The sequence below is a fragment of the Rhodococcus pseudokoreensis genome, assembly GCF_017068395.1.
GTDB lineage: Bacteria > Actinomycetota > Actinomycetes > Mycobacteriales > Mycobacteriaceae > Rhodococcus_F > Rhodococcus_F pseudokoreensis.
In genome coordinates this window covers 2455359-2482191 of the sequence record NZ_CP070619.1, presented here as the reverse complement: position 1 = coordinate 2482191, position 26833 = coordinate 2455359, and the positions used below count along the sequence as shown (strand labels likewise).

General features: G+C 71.5%; 1 protein-coding gene. It reads left to right on the top strand.

The features are described 5' to 3' along the window. The first annotated feature begins 49 nt into the window (after positions 1-49). Positions 50-26788 carry a non-ribosomal peptide synthase/polyketide synthase gene (locus tag JWS13_RS16510; RefSeq protein ID WP_206006608.1) on the top strand — a complete coding sequence of 8913 codons (26739 nt, stop codon included), beginning with the start codon at positions 50-52 and terminating at the stop codon, positions 26786-26788. Positions 26789-26833: the final 45 nt, after the last annotated feature.

Below are 26833 nucleotides of genomic sequence, written 5' to 3'. Positions count from 1 at the left end.
CTCGAAAGAGTGCGTCCGTCCTGGTTGGGCGGGGCGAGGTCGAGTTTCAGTGTGCCCTGGACAAGGTGAAGGACCCGTTCCGGGGGCGGGGGATCCGCGCCGCCCCGCGGACCTGCGCGTCCCGGGACGGCGATCGGACGGTTCCGCCCCGGGCGGCGGCGAACCGATTCCGCTCTCGGCGGCGCAGCGGGCCACGTGGTTCGCGCAGCAACTGGAACCGCGGGTCCCGATCTTCATCGCCCAGTACGTCGAGTTCCACGGTGCGCTGGACATGGACCTGCTGCGGCAGGAGACGGTGGAGGCGGCCCGCGAATTCGAATCGCCGTTCCTCAAGGTCTACGACGTCGACGGCCGCCCGCTGCAGTACGTCGACCATCGGACGGACACGTCGATCGCGTACGTCGACTTCCGCACCGAAGTGGATCCGGTGGCGGCGGCGCACGAATGGATGGAGCGTGACTACGTCACACCGATCGACCTGAGCGTCGACCGGCTGGTGGAGACGTCGATCCTGCAGACCGGTGACGCACACTTCCTGTGGTACAGCAGGATTCACCACGTCGCCCTCGACGGCTACGGGGCCATGACGATGCTGCGCCGCATCGCGCACCGGTACTCCGCGAAAGTCGCGGGCCGCGAACCGGATCCGAACCGGGCCGTCAGCCTGCGGCAGTTGTACGACATCGACAGCCGGTACCGCGCCTCGGACCGGTTCCTGACCGACCGGGAGTACTGGGCGGAGCGGGTCGCCGGGGTGGAGGGCACCACACTGGCGCGGACGGCGGGACACGTGTCCGCCGCCAGCACGGTGGAGAGCGCCGTCCTCTCCGACGACGTGGTGGCCGTTCTCGATTCCCGCGACAGCCCGTCGGCGGCGACGATCATCGCGGCCGCGGCGTGCTACCTGGCGCGGCGCACCGGCAGAACCGATGTGCTGGTGACCATCCCGGTGTCGGCGCGCACGACGGCGGTATTGCGCAATTCCGGCGGCATGCTCGTCAACGTCGCCCCGATGCCCGTCCGCGTCCGCGCCGAGGACACCGTCGCGGACCTGATCGAGCAGGTCCAGCGTGAACTCGTCGCGGCACTGCGGCACCAGCGGTGCAGCCTCGACGACATCCGCCGCGACGCAGGCGACACCGCGTCGACGGCGCTGTACGGGCCGATGGTCAACGTCATGTTGTTCCGCCAGGAGGTGGCGCTGGGTTCGCTGGTCGGCGACTTCCACATCGTCACTTCGGGTCCGGTGGAGGACCTGCTGATCAACGTGTACCAGAGCGGCACGCCCACCAGGATCTTCGTCGACTTCCGCGCGAATCCCAGCCGCTACGAGCGCGGCGAACTGCGGGACCACCATCGGCAGTGCGTCGAACTGCTCGAGGAACTGGCCACCGCCGACCCGGCGTCCCGGGTGGGCGACATCCACGAGGAAAGCGCCCGCATCGGGGAACGGTTGCTGGGCGAGGCCCGGGAAGTCGAGTACTGGCGCCGGCGACTGGACGGGTTGCCCGACCTCCTGCCGTTGCCCACCGACCGGCTCCGGCCCGCCAGGCTGTCGCCGGAGAGCGACCGGGTCACCGTGGTGGTGCCTGCGGAGTTGCACCGCCGGGTGGGCGCGCTGGCGGAAGATGCGGGCACCGCGGGCCGCTCGGTGTTCCTCACCGCTCTGTCGATCCTGCTCGGCCGGGTCACCGGAAGCGGCGACATCGCCGTCGGGACGGCGGTGGACGTGGGCGACCGCACGGACATCGTGGTGGTGCGTTCGCGGTACGCGGGCGAGGTGGCGTGCCGCGACTACCTGGCCCACGTCCGGGACGCAGCCGCGGAGGCGCTGTCGCACAACGGGGTTCCGTTCGACCGTCTGGTGCGGGAACTTGGCGTGTCGGTGTCGGAGGCGTACGCACCGATCGTCCAGGTGCTGCTCGACACCCGGCCCGCCGGCTCCCCGGATGCGGAGTTCCCCGGCCTCGACCTGTGCGTGTCCGTGACGGAGGCGTCCGGCGAGTCGGGGGAACCGGCCGGTGCGACCGTCGAATTCGGCTTCGCCGCAGACCTGTTCGACGCCCGCACCATCCGGGTGGCCGCCGAACGGTACCTGCGCATCCTCGGTGTGATGACGGCCGGTCCGGACGTTCCGGTCGGTGACATCGAGATCCTGTCCGCGGACGAACGTTCCGCGTTGACACCGGTCCGGGGTCTGCCCGCCCGATCCGAGCGCACCCTGCCCGACCTGTTCGCCGACGCCGCGGCACTGGAACCGGCGGCGACGGCCCTGACCCGGCAGGGCGAGGAATTGTCATACCGCGAACTGGACCGGTGGTCGACGCAGGTCGCGCGGATCCTGATCGACCACGGTGTGGGACCGGAATCGTTCGTCGCGCTGGCGTTACCGCGGTCGTTCCGGTCGGTGGCGTCCGTCTGGGCGGTCGCGAAGACGGGGGCGGCGTTCGTTCCGGTGGACCCGAACTACCCGGCGGACCGGGTCGACTACATGCTCGCCGATTCGGGTGTGGTGCTCGGTCTGACCGAGCAGTCGGTGCGCGGCCGCCTGCACGATTCGATTCCGTGGTGCGTACTGGACGATCCGGACTTCCGAGCCGAATGCGCCGCCCGCCCGGACAATCCGCTGACCGACTCCGACCGCACTCGGCCGCTGCACCTCGACAACGCCGCATACCTGATCTACACGTCCGGTTCGACGGGGCAACCGAAGGGCGTCACCGTCACCCACCGCGGGCTGGACAACTTCGCCGCCGATCAGCAGGAGCGGTTCGGCGCCACCAGATCGTCCCGGACGCTGCACTTCTCGACTCCCAGTTTCGACGCGTCCGTGTTCGAGTACCTGCAGGCCTTCGGAGTGGGCGCCACCATGGTGGTGGTGCCGCCGACCGCGTACGGCGGCGCCGAACTGGCCGACCTGCTGCGGTCGGAACGCGTCACACACGGTTTCGTCACCACCGCCGCGCTGGGAACCATCCCGCCCGATTCGCTGGGCGACTTCCTCGACGTGGCCGTCGGCGGCGAGGCCTGCCCACCCGACCTCGTGGCCCGGTGGTCGCCCGACCGCAGGCTGTACAACGCGTACGGCCCCACCGAGACCACGATAATGGCGAACATCAGCGCGCCGATGACCGCGGGTGATCCCATCACACTGGGCGGGCCGATCCGGGGCGCGGAGCAAATGGTGCTCGACGCCCGGCTCCACCCGGTTCCGGTCGGGGTACCGGGTGAGCTGTACATCGCCGGGTGCGGTGTGGCCCGCGGCTATCACCGCCGTCCCGGTCTCACCGCGGCGCGGTTCGTCGCCGACCCGCACGGCCGGGGCCGGATGTACCGCACCGGCGACGTGGTGCGGTGGCGGCCCGACCACACGCTCGAGTACCTGCGGCGCAGCGACTTCCAGGTGAAGGTGCGCGGATTCCGCATCGAGCTCGGCGAGATCGACGCGATGCTGCAGACACACCCGGACGTGCGACTGGCCGTCACCATCGGCAGGCCGGGCCCGTCCGGGGACACGGTTCTGGTCTCGTACGTCGTCCCCGCGGCGGGCAGGCCGATCGAGACGTCGGAACTGCTGCGGCAGGTGCGGAACCGGTTGCCGGCGTACATGGTTCCCTCGGTGGTCGTGGTGCTGGACGAGATCCCGCTGAACCCCGTCGGGAAGCTGGACCGTGCGGCGCTGCCGGAGCCGCGGTTCCTGTCCGCAGCGGCCGAGTTCAAGGCGCCCGCCGACCCGGTCGAGGAGGCGATTGCCGAGGTGTTCACCGAGGTCCTCGGCGTCGAGCGGATCAGTGTCGACGACAGCTTCTTCGACCTCGGCGGCAACTCTCTCGTCGCGACGCGGGTGATCGCCCGGGTCAACGCGGCCCTCGGTTCGGACGTGGGGGTGCGCGCGCTGTTCGAGGCTCCCACCGTCGAACTGCTGGCCGCGCACGTCCGCCGGGCGGGCACGGAACTCGTGGACCGGCCACCCCTGACCGTCGGGGAGCGGCCCGAGCGCGTCCCGCTGTCACTGGCGCAGCAGCGGATGTGGTTCATCAACCAGTTCGACACGTCGTCGGTGGCGTACAACATCCCGATGGCCGTGCGGCTCATCGGACCCCTGGACGCGGACACGCTGCGGGCCGCGGTGGGGGACGTGATCGAGCGGCACGAGTCGCTGCGCACCAAGTACCCTGCGTCGGAGGACGGGCCGTACCAGGTGATCGTCGACACCGAGGACGTCGTTCCCGACCTCACCCCGCAGGTCGACGGCGACGAGTCGCTGCACGACCGGATCGCGGCCCTCCTCGAGGGCGGGTTCGACGTGAGCGCGAAGGTCCCGCTGCGCGCGGCCCTGTTGTGGACCGGTCCGGACGAACACGTGCTCGTGATCGTGGTGCACCACATCGCCGCCGACGGGGCGTCGCTCGCGCCGCTGGCCCGCGACCTGATCGTCGCCTACTCGGCGCGCCGGTCCGGGTCCCTGCCGAGCTGGGAGCCGCTGCCCGTGCAGTACGCCGACTTCAGCGTGTGGCAGCGTCGCCTGCTCGGCAGTGCCGAGGACCCGGACAGCCTCATGTCCCGGCAACTGCAGTACTGGCGCGAGGTGCTGGCCGACCTCCCGGAGGTCAGCGCGCTCCCGCTCGACCGGAACCGGCCGGTCACCCGCTCGCTCGCGGGGGCGACCGCGGCGTTCCCGATCGATGCCGGCTTGCACCGGAAACTGCTCCTCCTCGCACGCGAGCACAACGCGACGCTGTTCATGGTGATGCACGCGGCGCTCGCCGTGCTGCTGTCGCGGATGACCGGTTCGGGGGACGTCGCCATCGGCACCCCGATCGCGGGTCGCGGTGAGGCGGCGCTGGACGACCTGGTGGGGATGTTCGTCAACACACTGGTGCTGCGGACTCCGGTGGAATCGGCCGACGTGTTCACCGACGTGCTGGCCCGGGCCCGCGACACGGATCTGGGTGCGTTCGGGCACACCGACGTTCCCTTCGAGAGCGTCGTCGACGAGCTGGCCCCCGGCCGGTCGACGTCGCACTCGCCGCTGTTCCAGGTGCTGCTCGAATTCCAGAACACGGTACGCGCCCACCTCGAACTGCCGGGCCTGACCGTCGAAGCCGTCGACGTCGACCCGGGGGTGGCCAAATTCGACCTGCAGTTGGCGCTCGCCGAGCACCACGACGAAAACGGCGGCGCCGCAGGAATGTCCGCGGCCTTCCTGTATGCGACGGACGTGTTCGACCGGACGTCGGTGGACGGGTTCGGGGAACGCTTCGTCCGGGTTTTGCGGGCGGTGGTGGACGACCCGGTTGCGGTGGTGGGGGACATCGCGGTTCTCGGCGGCGCCGAGCGCGACCTGGTATTGGACCGGTGGAACCGCGAGGGCGTCACCGCGAAGGCGCAGACGGTGGTCGAGTTGTTCGCTCGGGTGGCCGCGGACAGCCCGGACGCCACCGCGGTGGTGTGCGGCGAGGAGACACTGACCTACGGCCAACTGGACGAGCAGGCGAACCGGTTGGCGCGGTTGCTGATCGCCGAGGGGGTAGGTGCCGAGTCGCTGGTCGCGGTGATGGTGGATCGCACACCGGCCCTCGTGGTGACGTTGCTGGCGGTGCTCGCGGCCGGCGGCGGGTACGTCCCCGTCGACACCAGCTATCCCGCCGAGCGGGTGGCGGCGATGTTCGAGGACGCGCAGCCCGTCTGCGCCGTGGTGAGCGCGGAATTCGCCTCGTCGGCCCCGGCCGGACTGCCGGTGGTGGTGATCGACGATCCGGCGACGGTCCGTGCGGTGGCGGAACTGCCCGGGTTGCCGGTCACCGACTCGGACCGGCTGCGGCCGCTGTGGGGCGACGCCGTCGCGTACGTCATCTTCACGTCGGGATCGACGGGGCGGCCGAAGGGCGTCCAGGTGTCGCATCGGTGCGTCGTCGCGCTGCTGGCCAACACCCGGGACCTGTTCGGGTTCGATTCGTCCGACGTGTGGACGCTGTTCCACTCGTACGCCTTCGACTTCTCCGTCTGGGAACTGTGGGGTGCGCTCGTCCACGGCGGCCGGCTGGTGCTGGTCGACTATTTCACCGCACGCTCGCCGGACACGTTCCTCGAACTGCTCCGCCGGGAACGGGTGACGGTGCTGAACCAGACGCCGACGGCGTTCTACCAGCTGACGGAGGCGGATCGCGCGGCGAGCGCCGTCGAGGACGGCGACGCAACGCCACTGTCGTTGCGGCACGTGATCTTCGGCGGCGAGGCCCTCGACGTCGGGCAACTCGAGAAGTGGTACACCCGGCACGACGACCGTGCCCCCGTGCTGGTGAACATGTACGGGATCACCGAGACCACGGTGCACGTCAGCTTCCTCACCCTCGACCGGGCGCTGGCGGCGTCCGTGCCCGGCTCGGTCATCGGCAGTGGGCTCCCCGGACTGCGCGTCTACGTCCTCGACGACCGGCTGCATCCGGTGCCGCCCGGGGTGGTGGGGGAGCTGTACGTGTCCGGCGACCAGGTGACCCGCGGCTACATCGGACGGCAGGGTCTGACCGCGACGCGGTTCGTCGCCGACCCGTTCGACCACGGCCGGGCCGGGGCGCGCATGTACCGGTCGGGCGATGTCGTCAAGTGGGGTGCGGGCGGGCGGCTCGAGTACGTGGGGCGCAGCGATTTCCAGGTGCAGCTGCGCGGATTCCGGGTGGAACTCGGCGAGGTGGAGGCGGCCCTCGCCGCGTGCGCCGGGGTGGCGCAGTCGGTGGTCGTGGTGCGCGGCGACGAGCGGGACGGCGACCGGCTGGTGGGCTACGTGGTCCCGGAGGCGGGCGCCGCCGTCGACGCGGCGGCGGTCCTCGCCGCGGTCGGGGCGAGCGTGCCGTCGTACATGGTGCCCGCCGCGGTGGTGGTGATCGACGCCCTGCCCCTCACCGTCAACGGCAAGCTCGACCGGAAGTCGCTGCCGGACGCCGACTTCGGCACGGCGACGGTGGGGTTCGTGGCCCCGCGCAATCCGGTGGAGGAGATCGTCGCCGCCGTGTTCGCCGACCTCCTCGGCATCGTCCGGGTGGGGGCGAACGACAGCTTCTTCGCGCTCGGCGGGAACTCGCTGACCGCGACCCGGCTCGTCGCCCGCATCAACGCGGCGGTCGGCGACCGCCTGGGCGTGCGGGACGTGTTCGACGCCCCGACCGTCGCCGGGCTCGCCGCCCGCGCCGAGGCCGGCGAATCCCGGGCGGACTCCCGGCCTGCGCCCGCCCCACGGGATCCGTCGCGGGAGGTCCCCGTCTCGCTTGCGCAGCAGCGGATGTGGTTCGCCAACCAATTCGACACGGCCAGTGCGGCATACAACGTCGCGATCGCGCTCCGCCTCACCGGAACACTCGACGTGGCTGCGTTGCAGGCGGCCGTCACCGACGTCGTCGAACGCCACGAATCCCTCCGCACCGTCTTCCCGCTCACCGACAGCGGCCCACGGCAGGTGATCCTGCCGCCGGAGTCCGTGGCGCCCGATCTCACACCGCACGCCGTCGCGACGTCGGACGTCGACGCGGAACTCCACCGCCTGCTCTCCGCGGGATTCGACGTGACGACGGAGGCGCCGCTGCGGGCCCGGCTGTTCGCGGCCGGCGAGCACGAGCACGTGCTGGCGGTGGTGGTGCATCACATCGCGGCGGACGGCTTCTCGATGGTTCCGCTCGCCCGCGACGTCCTGTCGGCGTACACGGCCCGCGCGCACGGCGTGGCACCCGACTGGACTCCGCTGCCCGTCCAGTACGCCGATTACACACTCTGGCAACGGGATCGGCTCGGCGACGAGCACGACGAGGAGTCGCCGCTCGCCCGCCAACTCACGTACTGGACCGCGACGCTCGCCGACCTCCCCGACGTGCTGGAACTGCCCACGGACCGGCCCCGCCCGGCCGCCCGCACCCTCGGCGCGGGCCGCGTCGAGTTCGGGATCGGGCCGGACCTCCACCACGGTGTCGTGCAGGTGGCGCGCAGGCGCGGGTCGACCGTGTTCATGGCGCTGCACGCGGCACTGGCGGTCCTGCTGTCGCGGCTGAGCGCGTCGGACGACGTCGCCGTGGGCACACCGATCGCGGGCCGCGGGGAGGCCGAACTCGACGACCTGGTCGGGATGTTCGTGAACACCCTCGTGCTCCGCACTCATGTCGACGGCACAAGCACATTCACCGAACTGCTCGCGCAGGTCCGCGACACCGACCTCGGGGCGTTCACGCACGCGGACGTCCCGTTCGAACGCGTCGTGGAGAGCCTGCGCCCCTCCCGTTCGACGGAGTACTCACCGCTGTTCCAGGTGATGCTCGAATTCCAGAACACCGAGCGCCCCGAGCTGGAGCTGCCCGGCCTCCACGTCGAACCCCTCGACCTAGCGTTCGACACGATCAACTTCGACCTCCAGCTGACCCTGCGGGAAACCGTCGACGCCGACGGTCGCCCCGCCGGGATCAGCGCGGCGCTGGGATACGCCACCGACATCTTCGACGAGGACACGGTGGCCGCGTTCGCCGAGCGCCTGGTCCGGATCCTGGGCGCCGTCACCGATACGCCGGACGTCCCGGTCGGCGACGTCGACGTCCTCGGCGCCGGCGAGCGGGCCGCACTGACACCGGTGAGCGGGGGACCCGGCGTGCCGGCGCGGACGCTGCCGCAGTTGCTGACGGCCGCCGCCGCCGCGGACCCGGATGCCGCGGCACTGGTCTTCGACGGACACCGGGTGTCGTACCGGGACCTCGACGAACGGTCGGACCGGCTCGCCCGGCTCCTGATCGGACGGGGTATCGGCCCGGAACAGGTGGTGGCGCTGGCCTTGCCGCGGTCGATCGAATCCGTGGTCGCCGTCTGGTCGGTGGCCAAGGCCGGGGCCGCGTTCCTGCCGGTCGACCCGAACCATCCCGCCGAGCGCATCGAGTACATGCTGGGCGATTCGGGCGCCGTCGCCGGTCTCACCACGTCCGCGGTGCGGTCCGCCCTGCCCGCGTCGATCCCGTGGCTGGATCTCGGTGACCCCGGCACCGACGCCGAACTGTCACTGTTCCCGGCGACGCCGGTGACCGACACCGACCGCGCGTCGGCCCTGCACGTCGACCACCCCGCGTACGTGATCTACACGTCGGGATCGACCGGCAGGCCGAAGGGCGTCGTGACCACACACCGCGGTCTGGCGAATTTCGCTGCGGCGGAGCAGGACACGTTCGGCACCACGGCGGCGTCCCGGACCCTGCACTTCGCGTCGCCGAGCTTCGACGCCTCGGTGCTCGAACTGATGCTGGCGACCGGGCCGGGCGCGACGATGGTGATCGCATCCCCGTCCGTCTACGGCGGCGAGGATTTGGCGGACCTGCTGCGGCGCGAGCGGGTCACGCACTGCTTCGTCACTCCGGCGGCGCTCGCCTCCGTCGATCCCGCCGGCCTCGAGAGCGTGCGGTGCGTGGTGACCGGAGGCGAGGCCTGCCCGCCGGAACTCATGGCACGCTGGGCGCCGGGCCGGACCATGTTCGACGCCTACGGTCCGACCGAGTCGACGGTCGTGTCGAGCATCAGCACCCCGCTGGCGCCGGGCGAACCGGTCACGATCGGCGCCCCGACACTCGGGTTCACCGAGACCGTCCTCGACGCGCGACTGCACCCGGTACCGGCAGGGGTGGCCGGGGAGCTGTATCTCGCGGGCCCCGCGCTCGCGCGCGGCTATCACGGCAGGCACGCCCTCACCGCGGAACGCTTCGTGGCCAACCCGTTCGGGCCGCCGGGCAGCCGGATGTACCGGACCGGCGACCTCGTGCGCTGGACGGCGGACGGGCAACTCGACTACCTCGGGCGCACCGATTTCCAGGTGAAGATCCGCGGATTCCGCATCGAACTCGGCGAGGTGGAGTCGGCGCTGCTCGCCCACGAGAACGTGGCGGCGGCGGTCGCGGACGTGCGCCGCGACGGACACTCCGGCCCGCGGCTGATCGGGTACGTCGTCCCCGAACCCGGTGCGGCCGTCGATCCGGGCGAGATCCTGCAGTTCGCGGGCACCCGGCTCGCGTCGTACATGGTGCCCGCCGCCGTTCTGGTGATCGCGGCGCTCCCGGTGACGGTGCACGGCAAGATCGATCGGAAGGCGCTGCCGGAACCGGACTTCGGGGTCACCGTCACCGACAGCCGGCCGCCGCGCACCGAGACCGAGGCGCTGCTCGCCGGTCTGTTCCGGGATGTGCTGGGCCTCGCCTCGGTAGGCGTCGACGATTCGTTCTTCGCGCTGGGCGGCGACAGCATCATGTCGATCCAACTGGTGGCCCGCGCGAAGGCCGCCGGACTGATCCTCTCCCCGCGGGACGTGTTCGAGCGCCGGACCGTCGCCGGTCTCGCCGAGGTGGCCCACCACGAACGCGCCGATGCCGTGGTGCTGGAGGAACTGCCCGGCGGCGGAGTCGGCCCGGTGCCGCTGACCCCCGTCGTCTCGTGGATGCTCGACCGCAGCGGCGACAGGCTGGAGCGGTTCTCCCAGTCGGTGCCGGTCACCGCACCACGCGGCCTCACCCGCGAGGATCTCGCCGCCGCCGTCGACGCCGTGCTGGATCGTCACGACATGCTCCGCGCGCGACTCGCCACCGACGACGCGGGACGGTGGGCGATGACGGTGCTGCCGACCGGATCGGTGCGGGCCGACGCGCTGATCCACCACGTGCCCGTGACGTCGTTCGACGCCGGCGACTTCGCGGCGGTGGCGAGAGTGGAACTGAACGCGGCGGCGGACCGGCTGGACCCGGCCGCGGCCAGCATGATGCAGGTGCTCTGGTTCGACGGCCCGGACGGGCAGGGGCGTCTGCTGCTGGTCGCGCATCATCTCGTCGTCGACGGCGTGTCCTGGCGGATCCTGATCGCGGATCTCGCGGCCGCCCACACCCGCGTCGCCGAGGGTCTGCCCGCCGCACTGCCCGCGGTCGGGACGTCGATGCGGCGATGGTCGCACGGGCTCACCGATGCCGCCGGGTCCCGGCACGCCGAAGGCGCACTGTGGCAGTCGATCCTGGACGGACCCGATCCGCTTCTCGGCTCCCGGCCGCTGGATCCGGCCGTCGACGTCGACGCCACGACGGGCCGCGTCGTCGTTGACGTGCCCACCGGCGTCACCGATGCGCTCCTCACCACCCTGCCCGCCGCGTTCCACGGCGCCGTCGGCGACGGCCTGCTCACCGCGCTCACGCTGGCGATGATCCGGTGGCGGCGGCACCGCGGGGTCGACACGACCGACGTGCTGATCAACCTCGAGGGCCACGGCCGCGAGGACCACGTCGTGCCCGGCGCCGACCTGTCCCGCACCGTCGGATGGTTCACTACCCTCTTCCCGGCACGACTCGACCTCACCGGCATCGACGTCGACGCCGCACTCGCCGCCGACGACGCGGCCGGGGCCGCGATCAACAGCGACGACGCGGCCGGGGCCGCGATCAAGGCGATCAAGGAACAACTCCTCGCCATCCCCGATCACGGCATCGGGTACGGCATGCTCCGGTATCTGGACCCCGGCGACTCCGCGGGACTGCGCCGAATCCGGCCGCCGCAACTGAGTTTCAACTACCTCGGCCGGGTGGCGACGAGCGCCGGCGACGTGCCCTGGCTGCCGATCGCGGACAGCGGGGACCTCGGCGGAACCCAGAACCACGACATGCCCGCCGCCTGGGTCGTGGACGTCAACGCCGCGACCACGGTCCGGGACGGGGCACCGGTGCTGACGGCGACGTGGTCGTACCCCACCGGTGTACTGGCAGCCGGGGACGTGGACGAGCTTGCCGCACTGTGGGTGCGGGCGCTCACGGCACTCGCCGAGCACGCGGGCAGGCCGGGCGCGGGCGGGCTGACCCCGTGGGACCTCGACCTGGTGTCCGTCGGGCAGGCCGACATCGACCGACTGGAGCGCACGTACCCGGACCTCGCCGACATCTGGCCGCTGTCCCCGCTGCAGGCGGGTCTGCTGTTCCACGCGCAACTGTCCGAGCATCGCCTCGACGCCTATCAGGTGCAGTTGGTCCTCGACCTGCGCGGCACCGTCGACCCGGCGAGGCTGCGCCGCGCCGCGCAGGGTCTGCTGGACCGGCACGCGAATCTCCGCGTGGCGTTCACCGACACCGGTAACGGACCGGTGCAGGTGGTACTCGATACGGCGATCGCGCCGTGGACTTTCGTCGATCTCTCAGACCTCGACGACAGAGTGTTCCTCGACGACACCGCGTTCCTGGCCGCCGACCGCGCCGTCCCGTTCGAGATGTCCGACGCGCCGCTGCTCCGATTCACGTTGCTGCGCACCGCACCCGACCGGCACCGGCTGGTCCTCACCCACCACCACATCCTCCTCGACGGCTGGTCGACGCCGCTGGTGATCAAGGACCTGCTCGTCCTGTACGCCACGGACGGCGACCCGACCGCCCTGCCCCGCGTCACGCCCTACCGCGACTACCTGCAGTGGATCGGCAGGCAGGACCACGCACGGTCCACGGCCGCCTGGGTGTCCGCCCTCGCCGGCGCGGACGAGCCGACGTTCGTGGCACCCGCGGCGCACGGCGAACAGTCCTTCGCCGAACCCGAGGACGTCCGCCTCGAGGTGGGCGAGGACAAGACCCGCGCGCTCGAGGCCCTCGCACGCGAGCGCGGACTGACGATGAACACCCTCGTCCAGGTGGCGTGGGGGCTGGTGCTGACCACGCTCGGAACCCGGGAGGACGTGACGTTCGGCGCCACCGTGTCCGGCCGCCCACCGGCGGTCCCGGGCATCGAGTCGATGGTCGGGCTGTTCATCAACACGGTGCCCGTCCGGTTGCGCCTGCGCCGGGAGGAAACGCTCGCCGAACTGCTGCAGCGCTTCCAGCGCGAACAATCGGCCCTGCTCGATCACCACTACCTGGGACTCACCGAAATCCAGCGCGCCGTCGGGGAGGGGGCCGCGTTCGACACGCTGACCGTGTTCGAGTCGTATCCGGTGGACAGGATGGGGCTGTCGGAAGACACCGACATCGGCGGCATGCACGTCGCCGGGATCGAGGGGATCGACTCCACCCACTATCCGTTCACCCTGATGGCGCACGTCGACACGGCACTGCACCTGCGACTGCGATACCAGCCGAACGTCTTCGGCAGCGAGTTCGCGGAGTCGGTGGCCGCCCGCGTCGCCCGTGTCGTGCAGATCCTGCTGTCCGACATCGACACCCCGCTCGCGCACCTGCCCCTGCTGTCGGAGGCCGAACTGCAGGAGTACACCGCGGTGTGCGGCGCACCCGCCGGGCCGCCGAGGACGCTGCCCGAGATCCTCACCACCTCGGCCGGGAACCGGCCGGACGCGTCCGCGTTCGTCTTCGACGGGCACGAGACGAGCTACCGGGAACTCGACGAGCGGTCGAGCGCGCTGGCCCGCGTGCTGATCGAACGGGGTGCCGGGCCGGAGACGTTCGTGGCGCTCGGGCTGCCCCGATCACGGGAATCGGTGCCCGCGGTGTGGGCGGTCGCCAAGACCGGCGCCGCGTTCGTGCCCGTCGACCCGACCTATCCCGCCGACCGCATCGAGAACATGCTGGCTGATTCCGGTGCGGCACTGGGGGTCACGACGTCGGCGCACCGGCACCGGATGCCCGATACCGTGCCGTGGCTGGTGCTGGACGATCCGGCCTTCGAGCGCACCTGGTCCGGCGCCTCCTCCGCCCGCATCACCGACCTGGACCGCCGGTCGGTGCTCGACGTCGACCACGCCGCCTACGCGATCTACACGTCCGGGTCCACCGGCAGGCCGAAGGGCGTCGTCGTCACGCACCGCGGTCTGGCGAACCTGCTCACCGAGCAGACCGAGCACTACACCGTGTCGCCCGACTCCCGCTGCCTGCACATCTGCTCGCCCAGCTTCGACGTGGCGATCCTCGAACTCGTCCAGTCGTGCGCGGCGGGGGCGACGCTCGTGATCGCGCCCCCCGACGTGTACGGCGGCGCGGAACTCGCGGACCTGCTGCGCCGCGAACGGGTCACCCACGCCTGCATCACCCCGGCCGTCCTGGCCACCGTGGAGCGCGACGGCATCGAGCACCTCGAGGCGCTCGTCGTGGCCGGCGACGCCGTCGGCGACGAACTGGTGGCCACGTGGGGCGCAGACCGCGCGATGTTCAACGGTTACGGCCCCACCGAGGCGACCGTCCTCACCACGTTCAGCACACCGATGACACCGGGCGAACCGGTCACGATCGGGAGCCCCGTCCGCGGCATCGCACTGTCCGTCCTCGATGCCCGGCTGCAGCCCGTCCCGGCCGGGGTGCCCGGCGAGTTGTACATCGCGGGAACGGCTCTGGCCCGCGGGTACCACCGGCGCCCGGCGCTCACCGCGGACCGTTTCGTCGCCAACCCCTACGGCCGCGGCCGGATGTACCGCACGGGCGACGTCGTGCGGTGGCGCCGCGACCACACCCTCGAGTACCTCGGGCGCAGCGACTTCCAGGTGAAGATCCGCGGTCAGCGCGTGGAACTGGGGGAGATCGATTCCGTTCTCACCACCCACCCGCACCTCGACTTCGCCGCGACCCTCGGCAGGCCGGGCCCGCTGGGGGACACGGCGCTCGTGTCGTACGTCCTGCCGCACGACGGCGAGGAGGTGGCGGCGCCGGACGTGCTCGCGTTCGCGGGCCGCATCCTGCCGAAGTACATGGTGCCCGCGGCCGTGGTGGTTCTCGACGAGATCCCGCTGACCCCCGTCGGCAAACTGGACCGGAAGGCGCTGCCGGCACCGGAATTCGTCACGGCGACGCTCGGTTACCGGGCGCCCACCACGCCGGTCGAGGAGGCCGTCGCGGACGTGTTCGCCGAGGTGCTCGGCGCCCGGCGCGTCGGTGCGGACGACAGCTTCTTCGACCTCGGCGGCGACTCGCTCAGCGCCACGCGGGCCGTCGCGCGCATCAACTCCGCCCTCGACGCCGGGATCGGGGTGGCCGCACTGTTCGACGCGCCCGTGGTGGCGGATCTGGCGGTGCGGATCGATTCAGCCGCGTCGGCAAGGACGCCGTCGGTGGCGCTCGCCGCCGGGCCGAGACCCGACCGGATACCGCTGTCGCTGGCGCAGCAACGGATGTGGTTCGTCAACCAGTTCGACACGTCCTCGCCCGCCTACAACATCCCGATCGCCCTGCGGCTGACCGGCGCCCTCGACCGCGCCGCCCTGCACGCGGCGGTCGGCGACGTCGTGGAGCGGCAGGAATCGCTGCGCACCGTGTTCCCCGGGTCGGTCGACGGACCGCACCAGGTGATCGTCGATCCCGGGCGGGCGACCCCCGGACTCGACCCGGTGCCCGTGTCCGGTGACCGTGCACTGCGGGACGCCGTCGCGGCACTGGTCGGGACGGGTTTCGACGTGAGCGACGAGATCCCGTTCCGTGCCCGGCTGTTCGCACTGGACCCCGAGCAGCACGTCCTCGCCATCGTCGTGCACCACATCGCCGCCGACGGGTTCTCGATGCTGCCGCTGGCCCGCGACGTCATGCTCGCGTACACCGCCCGGACCGTGGGGGAGACACCCGGCTGGACCCCGCTGGCGGTGCAGTACGCCGACTACAGCGTGTGGCAGCGGGACGTTCTCGGAGTGGTGGACGATCCGGACTCGGTGATGTCGAGGCAACTGGGCTACTGGACGGACACGCTGTCCGGTGCGCCCGAGGTGCTGCAGATCCCGGTCGACCGGCCGCGTCCCGCCCAGCGGTCGTACCGCGGGGACGTCGTCGAGTTCGACGTACCGGCGCGACTGCACCGGGCGCTGAACACGATCGCGGCCCAGCACAATTCGACCCTGTTCATGGCGGTGCACGCGGCGTTCGCCGTGCTGCTGTCGCGGTTGTCGGGCACCGGCGACGTCACGATGGGGACGCCGGTCGCCGGTCGCGGGCAGGCGGTCCTCGATGACGTGGTGGGCATGTTCGTCAACACCCTCGTCCTGCGGACGGTGGTGGACCCGCGGGCGTCGTTCGGTGAGGTCCTGACCGCGGTCCGGGCCGCGGATCTCGGCGCGTTCGAGCACGCGGACATCCCGTTCGAGCGGCTCGTCGACCACCTCGCCCCCGAGCGGTCCACGTCGCACACCCCGCTGTTCCAGGTGCTCATCGAATTCCGGAACGCGGAAGGCACCCACCTCGAACTGCCGGGACTCACCGTCGACTCGCTCGACGTGGATCTCGAGGTCGCGAAGTTCGACCTGGAACTGAGCGTCGCCGAACAGGTCGACGAGGACGGTGCACCCGCCGGACTCGCCGCCGGGTTGCGGTTCGCGACGGACGTGCTCGACCGCGACACGGTGACCCGGTTCGCGGAACGGTTCCTGCGGGTGCTCGACGCGATCGCCGCGGCCGGGGCGCTCCCGGTGGGGGACATCGACATCCTGGACCCGGCGGAGCGGGAGTCGGTGCTGCCCGCGTTCGCCGAACCGGTCGGAGCGCACGCGACGCTGGTGGAACTCTTCGAGCGGGCGGCGGAGCGGTCCTACGACGCGACGGCCGTCGTCTGCGAAGGTGCGTCGCTCACGTACGAAGAACTGGACACCCGGGCGAATCGTCTGGCGCGGTTGCTGATCGCGCGCGGCGCGGGCCCGGAGACCCTGGTGGCCGTCGCCGCCGCGCGGTCGGTGGACCTGGTGGTGGCGCTGCTCGCGGTGGTGAAGTCGGGGGCCGGCTATGTGCCCGTCGACGTCACGTACCCGGAAGAGCGGCTCGCGTACGTGTTCGCCGACGCCCGGCCGGTTTGTGTGCTGACCACCGAGGCCGAATCCGGCGCGGTCCGGGCGAGCGGCGTCCCGGCCGTCCTCGTCGACGGCCCGGAGACGGTGGCCGAACTGGACCGCATGTCGCCGCTGCCGGTGACCGACCAGGACCGGAGCGGACCCCTGCACCCCGACTCGGTGGCGTACGTCATCTACACCTCCGGCTCGACGGGACAGCCGAAAGGCGTTCAGGTGTCGCACCGCAACGTCGCCGGCCTGTTCGCGCACACGCAACCGCTGTTCGGCTTCGACGCCTCCGACGTGTGGACGATGTTCCATTCGGCGGCCTTCGACTTCTCCGTCTGGGAGTTGTGGGGTGCGCTGCTCCACGGCGGCAGGCTGGTGGTGGTCGACTACTTCACTACCCGCTCACCCGACGCGTTCCTGCGACTGCTGCGCAACGAGAACGTCACCGTCCTGAATCAGACCCCCACCGCGTTCTACCAACTCGCCGAGGCGGACCGGGTGTCCGGCGGCACCGAACTCGCTCTCCGCGTCGTGGTGTTCGGCGGCGAGGCCCTGGACCTGGGGCAGCTCACCCGCTGGTACACACGACACGGAGACACCGTCCCGGCGCTGGTGAACATGTACGGCATCACCGAAACCACGGTGCACGTCAGCCACCTGCCGCTGGACGAGGAACTCGCCGCGTCCGCGTCGGCGTCCGTGATCGGCCGGGCCCTGCCCGGTCTGCGCGTGCACGTGCTCGACGCCCGCCTGCACCCGGTGCCGCCGGGAGTGGTCGGGGAACTCTACGTGTCCGGCGCGCAGGTGTCCCGCGGCTATCTGGGCCGGTTCACGCTCACGTCGACCCGGTTCGTGGCCGACCCGTACACCCCCGGATCCCGGATGTACCGGTCCGGCGACCTCGGCCGGTGGAACCGAGACGGGCAGCTGGACTATCTGGGCCGCAACGACTTCCAGGTTCAGGTCAAGGGGTTCCGTATCGAACTGGGCGAGGTGGAGTCGGCGCTCCTCGCCTGCGACGGTGTGGCGCAGTCGGTGGTGCTGGCGCGGAACGAGCGCCTGGTGGGCTACGTGGTGCCCGAGGCGGGCCGGGTGGTGGACCCCGCCGGGATCGTCGACACGGTCGGGGGCAGCCTGGCGGCGCACATGGTGCCCGCCGCCGTGGTGGTGCTCGACGCCCTGCCCCTCACGGTGAACGGCAAACTCGACCGCCGGGCGCTCCCCGAACCGGACTACGGCCGGCAGGTGTCGCTCGGCCGCGCACCGGCGACGGAGACGGAGCGGATCCTCGCCGGCCTGTTCGCCGAGGTCCTCGGCCTCGACACGGTGGGTGTCGACGATTCGTTCTTCGCGGTCGGCGGCGACTCGATCATGTCGATCCAGCTGGTCACCCGGGCGAAGGCGTCCGGGGTGGTGATCACCCCGCGGGACGTGTTCGAACGCAAGACGGTGGCCGCGCTCGCGGAGGTCGCCACGTCGGGGGAGGAGACGATCACCCTCGAGGAGTTGCCCGGCGGCGGCGTCGGCGAGTTCCCGCTGACCCCGATCGTGCGCTGGATGCTGGGCCGGGACGGCGATTTCCGGCGGTACTCGCAGGCCGCGCTGTTCACGACGCCCGCCGAACTGGACGAGGACACGTTGACGGCGGCGATGCAGGCCGTCCTGGACCGGCACGACATGCTGCGTGCCCGCCTGTACCGCAGCGACCGCTGGATCATGGCGACCGCGCCGCCGGGGTGGGTGCGGGCGACCGAGGTGGTGCGCACGGTGCCGCTCGCCGCCGCGGACTCGTTCGCCGACGCCGCGTCCCGCGAATTGGACGCCGCCGCAGGCCGCCTCGACCCGGAGTCGGGTGTGATGGTGCAGGCGGTGTGGTTCGCGAGCACCGGAGAACCCGCGACGGGGCGGTTACTGATCGTCGCCCATCACGTGGTGGTCGACGGGGTGTCGTGGCGCATCCTCGTCCCCGATCTCGCCCTCGCCTGCGCCCGCGTACTGTCCGGAGAGGCGCACGTCCTGCCCGACACCGGAACGTCGATGCGCACATGGGCGCACGCACTCACCGACGTCGCGCAGGAACGTTCCCGCGCAGCCGAACTCGGCCTGTGGCGGCGGATGCTCGACACCCCCGACCCGCCGCTGGGGTCGCGGCCGCTGACGCCTGCCGACGTCCAGACCTCCGACGTCGAGGTCCAGGTACCCGTCGCCGTCACCGAGACCTTGCTGACTTCGCTCCCGCAGGCGTTCCACGGGAACGTGGCGGACGGGTTGCTGACGGCGCTGGCGCTGGCGCTCGTCCGGTGGCGCCGCGACCGCGGGATCGAGTCGTCCGCCGCGCTCGTGAACCTCGAAGGGCACGGCCGGGAGGAACACGTGGTCCCCGGCGCCGATCTGGCGCGCACGGTCGGCTGGTTCACCACGATCTTCCCGGTGAGCCTCGACCTGGACCGTGTGGACGTCGAGGACGCGTTCGCGGCGGGCCCCGCCGCCGGCGACGCGGTCAAGGCGGTGAAGGAGCGGCTGCACTCGATCCCCGACCACGGCATCGGGTTCGGGCTCCTCCGGTACCTCGACGACGACACGGCCCGGGAACTGTCGGCGCAGGCGAGTCCGCAGGTGAGCTTCAACTACCTCGGCAGGCTCGGCGCGGGCACCGCCCCGGGCGGCGACTGGATGCCCGTCTCCGACGCGGGACTCGCCGCCGCCGCGCACTCCGGGTTGCCCGCAGCGGCCGTCGTCGACGTGAACGCCAGAACCACCGACACCGCCGCCGGCCCGGTACTCACGGCGACGTGGTCGTTCCCCGTCGGGGTGATCGCGGCGGCGGACGTCGGCGAACTCGCGCGACTGTGGGTGGGGGCGCTGGAGGCCCTGTCCGAGCACACGAGGGCCGGTGGCGGCGGCTTCACCCCGTCCGACCTGAGCCTCGTCCGACTCGGCCAGAGCGCGATCGACGACCTCGAACGCCGGTACCCGGCGATGACCGACGTCTGGCCGTTGTCGCCGTTGCAGGCGGGCATGCTGTTCCACGCCGAACTGGCCGACGAGTCGGTGGACGCCTATCTCGTCCAGCTGATTCTGGACCTCGCCGGCGACGTCGACGCGGCCCGGTTGCGCCGGGCCGCGGGTGCGCTCCTCGACCGTCACCCGAACCTGCGCAGCGCGTTCTGCCACGACGCCGACGGCGGAGCCGTGCAGGTCGTCTCCGGCCGGGTCACCGTGCCCTGGCGGGAGATCGACCTGAGCGGGCTGAACGGGGACGCGGCGGAAACCGAGATCGAGCGACTGCTGGCCGCCGACCGGACCACCCCCTTCGACATGGCCACCGCCCCGCTGATCCGGTTCCTGCTGGTGTGGACGGCAGGCGGCCGCTGCCGACTGGTGTCGACGAACCACCACATCCTGCTCGACGGCTGGTCGATGCCGCTGATGATCCGGGAACTGCTCACGCTGTACGCCACGGACGCCGACCCCTCGCCGCTGCCCCGCGTGCGGGACTACCGCGACTACCTGGCGTGGATGAGCGGGCGCGACACGGGCCTGTCCGCGCGGGCCTGGGCGGACGCCCTGGACGGGGTCGAGGAACCGACGCTGCTGATCCCCGCGGACCGGGCGCGGCAACTGTCGGCCGTGTCGCGGGAGTGGGTGTTCGACCTCGACGAGGACCGGACCGACCGGCTGCGCGAATCCGCGCGCACCCGCGGGCTCACGCTCAACAGCATCCTGCAGACGGCGTGGGGCATCGTGCTGGGAATGCTCACCGGACGCGACGACGTCGTGTTCGGTGCCACCGTGTCCGGCAGACCGCCGGAACTCGCCGGCATCGAGACGATGGTCGGGCTGTTCATCAACACCGTGCCGGTGCGGGTCACGCTGCGCCCCGACGAGACGCTCGGCGCGTTGCTGGAGCGGGTGCAGGCCGAGCAGGCGGCGATGCTCGACCACCACTACACCGGTCTCGCCGAGATCCGGGACGCCGCCGGCCCCGGCGCCGGGTTCGACACGCTCACCGTGTTCGAGTCGTACCCGGTGGACCGGGCCGGGCTGTCGGAAGACACCGACATCGCCGGGCTCCGCGTCACCGGCGTCGACGCCCGCGACGCCGCCCACTACCCGCTGAGCCTCGTCGCGTCCGCGGCGGCGAGCCTGCACCTGAAGTTCGAGTACATCCCCGACCTGTTCGCCCCAGGAGCGGTCGAGGACATCGCCGACCGGGTGGTGCGGGTGCTCGATGCCTGCGCCGGACCCGACGTGCCGCTGGCCCGGTTGTCGCTGCTCACCGAGCGGGAACAGATGGAACTGGTGCCGGTCCGCGGTGGCCCGGCCGGGTCCGTCCGCACTCTCGCGCAGATCTTCACCGCGGCCGCCGCCGTCGACCCGGAAGCGGTCGCCCTGTCGGCCGGCGACGTCGAGGTGTCGTACCGGGAGCTGGACGAGCGGTCGACCCGGCTCGCGCGTGCCCTGATCGGTCGCGGTCTCGGACCGGAAATATCGGTGGCCGTGGGTATTCCGCGTTCGATCGAGTCGGTGCTGTGCGTGTGGGCGGTGGCCAAGGCCGGGGCCGTGTTCGTGCCCGTCGACCCGAACTATCCCGACGAACGCATCGCGCACATGCTCACCGACTCGGAGTGCGCTCTCGGGCTGACGACGTCCGAGCATCGCGCCCGGCTACCCGGCAGCATGCGCTGGCTCGTCCTCGACGACCCCGAATTCGACGCCGAGTGCGCGGCCGGTTCCGCGGTGCCTGTCGACGACGGCGACCGCACGGCACCGGTCACGCTCGACTCCGCCGCGTACGTCGTCTACACGTCGGGTTCCACCGGAATGCCGAAGGGCGTCACCGTGACGCACCGCGGCCTGGACAACTTCGCCCGTGACCAACTCGCCCGCCTCGGGGCGGACCGGAAGTCCCGGACGCTGCACTTCTCGACGCCGAGCTTCGACGGATCCGTGTTCGAATACCTGCAGGCGTTCGGCGCCGCGGCGACGATGGTGATCGCGCCGCCCACCGTGTTCGGCGGCGACGAACTCGCCCAGTTGATCCGCGACCGGCGGGTCACGCACGCGTTCGTCACCACCGCGGCGCTCGCATCCCTCGACCCCGCCGGGCTGGATCTGTTCGCCGACGTCGTGGTCGGCGGCGAGGCCTGCCCACCGGAACTCGTGTCCCGGTGGGCGCCGGGCCGCCGGTTGCACAACGGGTACGGACCGACCGAGACCACGGTCATGTCCAACATCAGCGATCCTCTGACCCCGGGGGAGCGCATCACCATCGGCGGACCGATCCGCGGGGTCACGGAACTGGTGCTGAATTCGCGGTTGCAGCCGGTTCCGGCCGGGGTTCCGGGGGAGTTGTACCTCGCAGGCGCGGGACTGGCGCGCGGCTACCACCGCCGCCCGGGGCTCACCGCGACGCGGTTCGTGGCCGACCCGTGCCGTCCCGGGGAGCGGATGTACCGCACCGGCGACGTCGTGCGCTGGACCGCCGGGCGCACCATCGAATACCTGGGCCGCAGCGACTTCCAGGTGAAGGTCCGTGGGTTCCGCATCGAACTCGGCGAGATCGACACGACGCTCGCGGCGGTCCCCGGCGTCCGGTTCGCGGTCACGGTCGCCTACCGCGGCCCGGCCGGCGACACCCTGCTCGCGTCCTACGTCGTGCCCGCGCCCGGGCACACCCTCGACACCGGCGACCTCACCCGCACTCTCGCGAGCAGGCTACCCGCCCACATGGTTCCGTCGTTGATCACCGTGCTGGACGAGATCCCGCTGAACGCCGTCGGCAAGTTCGACCGCAAGGCCCTGCCCACTCCCGAATTCGACATCGGCGCAGGAGAATACCGGGCACCGGCCGACCCGGTGCAGGAGACGGTGGCCGGCGTCTTCGCGGAGGTACTCGGACTGGACCGGGTCAGCGCGGACGCCGGATTCTTCGACCTCGGCGGCAACTCGCTGAGCGCCACCCGCGCGGTCGCCCGCCTGCGCGCCGCGCTCGGCACCGACATCGGCGTGCGGGCGTTGTTCGAAGCGCCCACGGCGGAGACGCTGGCCGCGCGCATCGAGCACGCGGGAGCGGGCCCGTCCGGCCGTCCCGCCCTGACCGCCGGGGACCGTCCCGACCGCATCCCGCTGTCCTACGCCCAGCAGCGCATGTGGTTCATCAACCAGTTCGACACGAGTTCGCCCGCCTACAACATCCCGATGGTGGTGCGGCTCACCGGCGACCTCGACGTGGACGCGCTGAGGCTGGCGGTCACGGACGTCGTGACCAGGCACGAGTCGCTGCGCACCCGATTCCCGCTCCGTGACGGCGAACCGGTGCAGGAGATCCTCCCGCCACCGGCGCCGATGCCCCCGCCGACCGCGGTCGCGGACGACGGCCGGCTCCGGGAAGAGCTCACCCGGCTGGTGTCGGCCGGCTTCGACGTCGCCGCCGCCGTCCCGCTGCGCATCGCCCTGTTCACGCTCGACCGGACCACACGGGTCCTCGCCGTCGTGGTGCACCACATCTCGGCCGACGGCTTCTCGATGGCGCCGCTGGTGCGGGATGTGATGGTGGCGTACGAATCCCGAGCCCACGGTCGCGCTCCCGCATGGACACCGCTACCGGTCCAGTACGCCGACTACACCCTGTGGCAGCGCAGACTGCTCGGTTCCGAGGACGACTCCGGGTCGCTGATCTCGCGGCAACTGTCTTACTGGGAGTCGGCGCTCGCCGGGCTGCCGGAACTCCTCGAACTGCCCACCGACCGCCGGCGTCCGGCGCAGCAGTCGTTCCACGGCGACCGGGTGGGCTTCACGATCGGCGCGGGGCTGCACCAGCGGATCCGGGCGGCGGCCCGCGAGCACCGGTCCACCGAGTTCATGATCGTGCACGCCGCACTCGCCGTCCTGCTCGGGCGGCTCGGCGGCACGAGCGACGTGGCGATCGGCACCCCGATCGCCGGCCGCGGCGAGGCGGCGCTCGACGACCTCGTCGGCATGTTCGTCGGCACACTGGCCCTGCGCACCACGATCGAGGCGGGGCAGCCGTTCCGCGACCTGCTCGCGCAGGTCCGCGACGCCGATCTCGGTGCCTTCGCACACGCCGACCTGCCCTTCGAACGGGTGGTGGACGCCGTCGGCCCGGTGCGCTCGACCGCCCACTCGCCGCTGTTCCAGGTGTCCCTCGAATTCCAGAACACCGACAATCCCGCGCTGCGGTTGCCCGGGTTGAGCGTCGAGGGACTCGATCCCGACCTCGCCGTGGTGAAGGTGGACCTCGAGGTGATCCTCGACGAGCGGTTCGACACAGACGGCGTCCCGGCGGGCATGACGGGTGCGATCGACTACGCGACCGACCTGTTCGACGCCGACACGGTGACGGGTTTCGCGGAACGGTTCGTGCGGATCCTCGACTCCGTCACCGCCGAACCCGGCGTCCCGGTCGGCGACATCGAGATCCTCGGCACCGACGAGGTCGCGGCGCTCACCCCGGCGCGCGGAGCACCCGACGCGCCCAACGTCCTGCTGACGGACCTGCTGACGGCCGCGGTCCGACTCGACCCGGACGCCGACGCGCTGTCGCACCGGGGCCGGGTGATCACGTACCGCGAACTCGACGAGACGTCGAACAGGCTGGCGCGCAGGCTGATCGAGGCCGGTGCGGGACCGGGAACCACTGTCGCGCTGAGCCTGTCGAGGTCGATCGAATCGGTGCTGTCGGTGTGGGCCGTCGCCCGGGCGGGCGCCGCGTTCCTGCCCGTCGACCCCGGGTATCCGCCCGACCGGATCGAGCACATGCTCACCGACTCGGGTGCGGTGTCGGGCGTGACCGTCCGGGAACACCGAGATCGGCTGCCCGCCGCCGTGACCTGGATCGTGCTCGACGACGTCCGGGACGCCGACCGAATCAGGACGCAGTCACCGGACCCCGTCACCGACGCGGACCGGACCGCACCGCTCCACGAATCGCATCCCGCGTATCTCATCTACACCTCCGGATCCACGGGCGTCCCCAAGGGCGTGGCCGTCACGCACCGCGGCCTGGCGAACCTCGCCGCAGAGGAGCGGGACCGCCTCGCCGTCACCCGAGGCTCGCGGGTGCTGCACTTCGCGTCGCCGAGTTTCGACGCGTCTGTCTTCGAACTCCTTCTGGCGTTCTGCGCGGGTGCGACGCTGGTGATCGCACCCCCCACGATCTACGGCGGCACCGAACTGGCCGCGCTGCTGAGCGAAGAGCGGGTGTCCCACGGATTCGTCACCCCGACCGCACTGGCGTCGATGGACCCGCTGGGCTTCGAGTCGCTGCGGACGCTGGTCGTGGCCGGTGAGGCCTGCCCACCCGAACTCGTCGCGCGGTGGGCGCCCGGCCGCCGGATGTTCAACGCCTACGGGCCGACCGAGACGACGATCATGTCGAACATCAGCGACGCGCTGGTGCCGGGCGACCCGATCACACTCGGCGCACCCACCCGCGGCGTGGCGGAGGTAGTGCTCGATTCCCGGCTGCGCCCGGTGCCGGTCGGTGTGGTCGGTGAGTTGTACGTCTCGGGGCGCGCCCTGGCCTCCGGCTATCATCGCCGGTCCGGTCTGACGGCGTCCCGTTTCGTGGCCGCCCCCTGGGGCGCCCCCGGCGACCGGATGTACCGCACGGGCGACGTGGTGCGGTGGCGCCGCGACGGCACGCTCGAATACGTCGGGCGCAGCGACTTCCAGGTGAAGATCCGCGGGTTCCGCATCGAGCCCGGCGAGATCGACGCCGTCCTCACCGCCCACCCCGACGTCGGGTTCGCCGTCACGATCGGCCGGGACGGACCGGCCGGGGAACCGCTTCTCGTCTCCTATGTCCGGCCGGTCGGCGGCGCGGACGTCGACACCGCGGAACTCTCCCGCCTCGTCGGTGAACGGCTGCCGTCCCACATGGTGCCCGCCGCGATCGTCGTGCTCGACCGGATCCCGCTGACGCCGGTGGGCAAGTTGGATCGCGCGGCGCTGCCCGCTCCCGAGTTCCTCTCGGGCACCCGCTTCCGGCCGCCCGCCACCGACCTCGAGGCGGCGATCGTGGACGTGTTCGCCGAAGTGCTCGGTCTCGACCGGGTCGGGGCCGACGACAACTTCTTCGAGAGGAGCGGCAACTCCCTGCTCGCCACGAAGGCGGTCGCCGCGCTGCAGGAGCGACTCGACCGGAAGATCCCGTTGCAGTGGATGTTCCTCGATCCCACACCGTCCGGCCTCGCCCGCAGAATCGCACTTCCGTCGGCGGAGGGCGCAGTGACGGAGGCGCTGGCGGTGGTGATTCCCCTGCGCACCGAGGGCACCGGCCGACCGCTGTTCTGCGTACACCCGGGAATCGGGCTGTCCTGGGGGTACGCGGGCCTCGTCCGGTATCTGCCCGCCGACCGCCGCGCGTACGGTCTGCAACTGCCCACGATCAGCGGGGACGGCGAGTACCGGTCGATCGAGCAACTCGCGCACCGGTACGTCGAGGAGATGAAGGCCATTCAGCCGGAGGGACCGTACGACCTGCTCGGCTGGTCACTGGGCGGGGTCATCGCCCACGCGATGGCCGTCGAACTCCAGCGGGCAGGCGAAAACGTCGCGACCCTCGCCGTCATGGACAGTTATCCCGACAACGGCGAGGACCCGCTGTTCGGGAAACTCGACATGCGGGATCTGCTCCGCGGGCTGGGTCTCGTCGTCGCCACCGACGGCGAACTCACGTACGAACGGGCCGCGCAACTGCTCAACGAATCGTGGGGTAGCGACTCCGGACTGCGCGGAGAACACCTCGAGCGGATCAACGCCGGATACGAGAATTCGCGGGAACTCGTCCACCGGTTCGAGCCGCAGGTCTACGACGGTGAGCTGCTGATCTTCCCCGCGACCGGCGAAGACGACGGCACCACCCGCGCCCGGTCGGCGAACGAGTGGCGGCCGCTGGTGACCGGCCGGATCATCGAGCATCCGGTGGACTGCGGGCACAACGACATGATCGAGCCGCAGTCCCTCGCCGTCATCGGCCCGGTGCTGTCGAGGTATCTGGACGCCGATCGGACCCCGAGCCGCGACGACCGAATCGGCTGAATGCGGCCACGCCGCTGTGCAACGATGGGGTCTGTGCGCCCTGTG